Source organism: Streptomyces sp. WAC05292 (assembly GCF_003949955.1).
In the GTDB taxonomy this organism is placed as follows: domain Bacteria; phylum Actinomycetota; class Actinomycetes; order Streptomycetales; family Streptomycetaceae; genus Streptomyces; species Streptomyces globosus.
This window is the reverse complement of sequence record NZ_RPSE01000576.1, coordinates 1-2,876: the sequence shown is the minus strand read 5'-3', so window position 1 is coordinate 2,876 and position 2,876 is coordinate 1. Positions and strand designations below refer to the sequence as shown.

2 protein-coding genes are annotated in these 2,876 nt (G+C 75.6%); one reads left to right on the top strand and one right to left on the bottom strand.

The genetic code is table 11. From position 1 onward, the window contains the following. Window positions 1–1,156 (bottom strand): glycoside hydrolase family 26 protein (locus EF903_RS31175; RefSeq protein ID WP_125548330.1); only part of this gene is annotated, 1,156 nt, incomplete at its 3' end. Between the two features lie 132 nt (window positions 1,157–1,288). Here EF903_RS31175 and EF903_RS31170 point away from each other — a divergent pair. Then, window positions 1,289–2,876 (top strand): hypothetical protein (locus EF903_RS31170; protein WP_260616172.1); only part of this gene is annotated, 1,588 nt, incomplete at its 3' end.

Genomic DNA, 2,876 nt, shown 5'->3' with positions numbered 1-2,876 from the left:
GGGTGGGGACGGCCGGCACGGACACGGAGGGCGTCGGCACGGACGGGACCGGGACGGAGGGCGTCGGCACCACCGGCGTGGGCACGACCGGCGTGGGCACGACCGGCGTGGGCACGACCGGCGTCGGGACCACGGGGGTGGGCACCACGGGCGTCGGGACGACCGGGGGCGGCACCTGCGGGGTGAGCGCCTTGCGGAACTCCTTCGCGGACCGCGGGTTCTGCTTGCACTGCCACACACCGTGCGGGCAGTAGTCGGTGATGGTGTGGTACATCGGCTTCTGCTGCTCGATCCAGCGCAGCATGCGCCGTACGTACTCCGGGTTGTCGCCGCGGCGGAACAGGCCCCACTCCGGGTACGAGATCGGCTTGCCGTGCGCCTTCGCGAAGTCGACGTGGTGCTGGAGCCCGTACGGCTGGGTGATCTGGTCGTCGAAGGTGCGGCCCGGGCCCTGGTCGTAGGAGTCCATGCCGATGATGTCGACGACGTCGTCACCCGGGTAGCAGGTGGTCCAGCCGATCGCGTCGGAGCCGCGGTTGGGGGCGAAGTCGAACTTGAAGCGCTGGCCCGGCACGGACCGCATGGTGCCCACGATGCGCCGCCAGTACGCCTTCCAGTTCTCCGGGTCGGGGGAGCAGCGGTGGGTGTAGGTGACGCCGTTCATCTCCCAGCCCAGCACGACGACCGTGTCCGGGACGCCGAGGTCGACGAGGCGCTGCGCCAGCCTGCGGAAGTGCTCGTCGAAGTCGCCGGCGGCGCCGGCGCGGATGAGCCGGGCCACCTCGTGGTCGGGCACCCGGCCCTCGTTGCGCTCCTGCATGGGCACGTTGAGGACGAAGAGCCGGTCCGGCCGGGCCAGGCGCCAGCGCGCCCAGTCGTCGAGGAAGCTGACGTTCCCCTCGATGCCGGCCCAGCGGTCCCCGGGCAGATACGTGTGCCCGACCCGGATCTCCCTGCCGCCGAGCCAGCGCGACAGGTACGGGATCCGCTCGACGCCGGGGGGCCCGAAGTCCAGGTAGGCGCCCACGGCGATGTCGGGGGACGACCCGGGGAGCTCCTCGTCCTCCGGGACGGCGAGGGTGGCTCCGGTGGCGAGGAGGCCGGCCGTGACCGTCCCGACGCAGGTGTTCGCCAGGCGGCGGCGAGGTCTGGGCATGGCATCTCCCGGGCATTCCCGAATCGGTGTGCTTGTCCAAGACGTTAGGCATCACATCCGACGAACGGCCTGTCCGGTGACCGCCGCCTAGGCCATTCGCAGTTGCGCATCGATCCTGCTTGGTCCGACTAGGTGAAAGACACGCTTTCCATGTACGAGTTCGCCGCCCACATGCCCGCTGTTGTGCTCAGACTCGACCGGAACCCGTTCCACCACGGAACCCTCGGCGCCGTCAGATCCCTCGGGCGCAAGGGCGTGGAGGTCCATGCCGTCGTCGAGGCCGGGGGAGGACCCGTGGGGCGCTCGCGGTACCTGCGTGCCGTGCATCCGGGGCCTGCGGGTGGGTTGGACCCGGAGGCCCCGGACGGGCTGGAGGAGTGCCTCGCCGGGGTGTCGGAGCGGATCGGCCGGCCCGCGGTCCTCGTCGCGATGGACGACCTGAGCGCGATCGCCGTCGCCAGGATCGGCGCCGGGCTCGACGGCCGTTTCCGCATCCCGCACCAGCCCGACGGGCTGCCCGCCCGGGTCGCGGACAAGGCCGAACTGGCCGCGCTGTGCGCCCGCTGGGACATCCCGCACCCGGAGACCGTGCTCCCGGAGAGCGGGGCCGAGGCCGCCGAGGCAGCCTGGCGGCTGGGCCTGCCCGCGGTCGCCAAGTGGAGCCGCCCCTGGCTGCTCCCGCCGGGCAGCGGGCTGCGCAGCACCACGCTCGTGCACACCGCCGCCGAGGCGCGCCGGCTGTACGAGCGGACCGGCGAGGCGGGGAGCCGGCTGCTGCTCCAGCGGTTCCTGCCGGCCGGGACGGACACGGACTGGTTCTTCCACGGGGCGTTCGGCAGCGGCGGGCGGCCGCTGCTCGCCGGATCGGGCCGCAAGGAGCTGTCGTGGCCGGTGCGGACCGGCCTGACGGCGGTGGGCCGCTGGCTGCCGGACCCGGCGGTGGAGGAGGCGGGGCTGCGGCTCGCCGAGCGCCTCGGCTACCAGGGGATCCTGGACCTGGACTTCCGGCGGGACGAGGAGGGCTGCTTCCGGCTGGTGGACTTCAACCCCCGTCCGGGGGCGCAGTTCCGGCTCTTCGCGGACGGGGCCGGCCTGGACGTCGTCCAGGCCATGTACCTCGACCTGACGGGGCAGCGGGTGCCGGCGCAGTCCGGGGGGCCGGGGCGGGTCTTCCTCGCGGAGAACTACGCGCTGCTGGCGGCGGTGCGCGGCCGCCGGCTGCCGCCGCGCGGGCCGCGGCGCGGCATCGGGGACGGCGCCGCGGACGGCGTCGGCGCGGAAGCTCCGGCAGCCCTGGCGCGCCCGGGTGAGCCGGGGGAGCCGGGAGGCCCGGGAGCCTCGCGGGCCGCGGACGGCCCGGGCGCGTCGGCGGTCCCGGGCGGCCGCGGCGGTACGCACCGCTCCGGCGCTCCCGTGAGCCGGGACGGCGCGGTGGCTCCGGCGGGCGCGCCGAGCGGCGCCGGGGGCGGTGCGCCGGCGCGGAGCCGGCGGCCGCGGCGGGTGGAGGCGGCGTGGTTCGCCGCCGACGACCCGCTGCCGTTCCTCGCGATGCTCGCCGCGTTCCTCGGTCGGGGCGCGGACAAGGGCGCGCGCGTCCTTCGACGCGTACCGGCGCACGGGCGGCGTACGGCGCGGGCCGTGGTCCGCGCCCCCCGCCAGCGCGACCGCGGTCTGACCCCGCCGGCCGGATCGCCCCCGCCGGCCGCCCCGCCGCCGGCGC